Origin of the sequence: Paraburkholderia tropica (genome assembly GCF_900109265.1) — a bacterium.
Lineage (GTDB): Bacteria > Pseudomonadota > Gammaproteobacteria > Burkholderiales > Burkholderiaceae > Paraburkholderia > Paraburkholderia tropica.
In genome coordinates this window covers 1-3,287 of record NZ_FNZM01000056.1, presented here as the reverse complement: position 1 = coordinate 3,287, position 3,287 = coordinate 1, and the positions used below count along the sequence as shown (strand labels likewise).

Sequence of the window (3,287 nt, the reverse complement as noted above, 5' to 3'; positions counted from 1 at the left end):
ATAAGAAGCCTGACGATTACCTACTTTCACACGGGCAATCCGCACTATCATCGGCGTAGAGTCGTTTCACGGTCCTGTTCGGGATGGGAAGGGGTGGGACCGACTCGCTATGGTCATCAGGCATGACGGGTTGCTGCGTCGCCTTTGGGGGCGCCACAGCCAATCTGGAAGAAGCGTAAAGAGTTTTTACTGAATTCGGGTTGTGTTGTTTATATCGGCACAACACTGATCTCTCAACCGTGCGTCTCTCAAAGACACACCTGTTATAGGATCAAGCCTTACGGGCAATTAGTATCAGTTAGCTTAACGCATTACTGCGCTTCCACACCTGACCTATCAACGTCCTGGTCTTGAACGACCCTTCAAGGGGCTCGAAGCCCCGGGGATATCTCATCTCAAGGCGAGTTTCCCGCTTAGATGCTTTCAGCGGTTATCTCTTCCGAACATAGCTACCCGGCGATGCCACTGGCGTGACAACCGGTACACCAGAGGTTCGTCCACTCCGGTCCTCTCGTACTAGGAGCAGGTCCCTTCAAATATCCAGCGCCCACGGCAGATAGGGACCAAACTGTCTCACGACGTTTTAAACCCAGCTCACGTACCTCTTTAAATGGCGAACAGCCATACCCTTGGGACCGGCTACAGCCCCAGGATGAGATGAGCCGACATCGAGGTGCCAAACACCGCCGTCGATATGAACTCTTGGGCGGTATCAGCCTGTTATCCCCAGAGTACCTTTTATCCGTTGAGCGATGGCCCTTCCATACAGAACCACCGGATCACTATGACCTGCTTTCGCACCTGCTCGACTTGTCAGTCTCGCAGTCAAGCACGCTTATGCCATTGCACTATCAGCACGATTTCCGACCGTACCTAGCGTACCTTCGTACTCCTCCGTTACCCTTTGGGAGGAGACCGCCCCAGTCAAACTGCCTACCATGCACTGTCCCCGATCCGGATTACGGACCAAGGTTAGAACCTCAAACAGATCAGGGTGGTATTTCAAGGACGGCTCCACGGAAACTAGCGTTCCCGCTTCACAGCCTCCCACCTATCCTACACAAACCGGTTCAAAGTCCAATGCAAAGCTACAGTAAAGGTTCATGGGGTCTTTCCGTCTAGCCGCGGGGAGATTGCATCATCACAAACACTTCAACTTCGCTGAGTCTCGGGAGGAGACAGTGTGGCCATCGTTACGCCATTCGTGCAGGTCGGAACTTACCCGACAAGGAATTTCGCTACCTTAGGACCGTTATAGTTACGGCCGCCGTTTACCGGGACTTCAATCAAGAGCTTGCACCCCATCATTTAATCTTCCGGCACCGGGCAGGCGTCACACCCTATACGTCCACTTTCGTGTTTGCAGAGTGCTGTGTTTTTATTAAACAGTCGCAGCCACCAGTTTATTGCAACCCCTTCACCCTCCTGGCGCAGGCCAGTCAAGCTACAAGGGCGTACCTTATCCCGAAGTTACGGTACCAATTTGCCGAGTTCCTTCTCCCGAGTTCTCTCAAGCGCCTTAGAATACTCATCTCGCCCACCTGTGTCGGTTTGCGGTACGGTCACTGTTGAACTGAAGCTTAGAGGCTTTTCTTGGAACCACTTCCAGTTGCTTCTGCTCCGAAGAGCATGGCCTCGCACCCTTGAATTCCGCGCCCGGATTTGCCAAAGCGCCTTCTCCAATGCAAGGACCGGGACTTCCAACACCCGGACAACCTTCCGCGATCCGTCCCCCCATCGCATTCAACAATGGTGCAGGAATATTGACCTGCTTCCCATCAGCTACGCATTTCTGCCTCGCCTTAGGGGCCGACTCACCCTACGCCGATGAACGTTGCGTAGGAAACCTTGGGCTTACGGCGAGGGGGCCTTTCACCCCCTTTATCGCTACTCATGTCAGCATTCGCACTTCTGATACCTCCAGCACGCTTTTCAACGCACCTTCGCAGGCTTACAGAACGCTCTCCTACCATGCACATAAATGTGCATCCGCAGCTTCGGTATATGGCTTAGCCCCGTTACATCTTCCGCGCAGGACGACTCGATCAGTGAGCTATTACGCTTTCTTTAAAGGGTGGCTGCTTCTAAGCCAACCTCCTGACTGTTTTAGCCTTCCCACTTCGTTTCCCACTTAGCCATATTTGGGGACCTTAGCTGGCGGTCTGGGTTGTTTCCCTCTTGACACCGGACGTTAGCACCCGATGTCTGTCTCCCGTGATTGCACTCTTCGGTATTCGGAGTTTGCTATGGCGACGTAATCCGCAATGGACCCATCAACCATGACAGTGCTCTACCCCCGAAGGTGATACACGAGGCACTACCTAAATAGTTTTCGGAGAGAACCAGCTATTTCCAGGTTTGTTTAGCCTTTCACCCCTATCCACAGCTCATCCCCTAACTTTTCAACGTTAGTGGGTTCGGTCCTCCAGCACGTGTTACCGTGCCTTCAACCTGGCCATGGATAGATCACCTGGTTTCGGGTCTACACCCAGCGACTGAACGCCCTGTTCGGACTCGCTTTCGCTACGCCTGCCCTATTCGGTTAAGCTTGCCACTGAATGTAAGTCGCTGACCCATTATACAAAAGGTACGCCGTCACCCCTTGCGAGGCTCCGACTGTTTGTATGCATGCGGTTTCAGGATCTATTTCACTCCCCTCCCGGGGTTCTTTTCGCCTTTCCCTCACGGTACTGGTTCACTATCGGTCGATCACGAGTATTTAGCCTTGGAGGATGGTCCCCCCATCTTCAGACAGGATTTCACGTGTCCCGCCCTACTTGTCGTACACCTAGTTCTTCCTCGCTGTTTTCGCCTACGGGGCTATCACCCACTATGGCCGCACTTTCCAGAGCGTTTGGCTAACAACGAAGATAAAGAGTACAGGCTGATCCCATTTCGCTCGCCACTACTTTGGGAATCTCGGTTGATTTCTTTTCCTGCGGCTACTTAGATGTTTCAGTTCGCCGCGTTCGCTTCGCATGACCTATGTATTCAGTCATGGATACTCCATACGGAGTGGGTTTCCCCATTCGGATATCGGTGGATCAAAGCTTGTTTGCCAGCTCCCCACCGCTTTTCGCAGGCTACCGCGTCCTTCATCGCCTGTGATCGCCAAGGCATCCACCACATGCACTTGTTCGCTTGACCCTATAACGGGTGTGTCTCATGATCCCCGGAGGAACCACTCAATCCACTCGCTACAGGTTGAGTATTCGTGTTGCGCCGTATTTCAAGGCAATCTTTCGATCACTTAAAAATACATTGATACAATCACAACCCTGATTCAC

At 52.7% G+C, this 3,287-nt stretch carries 2 rRNA genes; both read right to left on the bottom strand.

Going from position 1 to position 3,287, the window contains the following annotated elements:
- Positions 1-7: 7 nt before the first annotated feature.
- A 5S ribosomal RNA gene (gene rrf / locus BMY06_RS38000) occupies positions 8-121 on the bottom strand.
- 146 nt (positions 122-267) lie between these two features.
- Positions 268-3,147 (bottom strand): 23S ribosomal RNA (locus BMY06_RS37995).
- Positions 3,148-3,287: the final 140 nt, after the last annotated feature.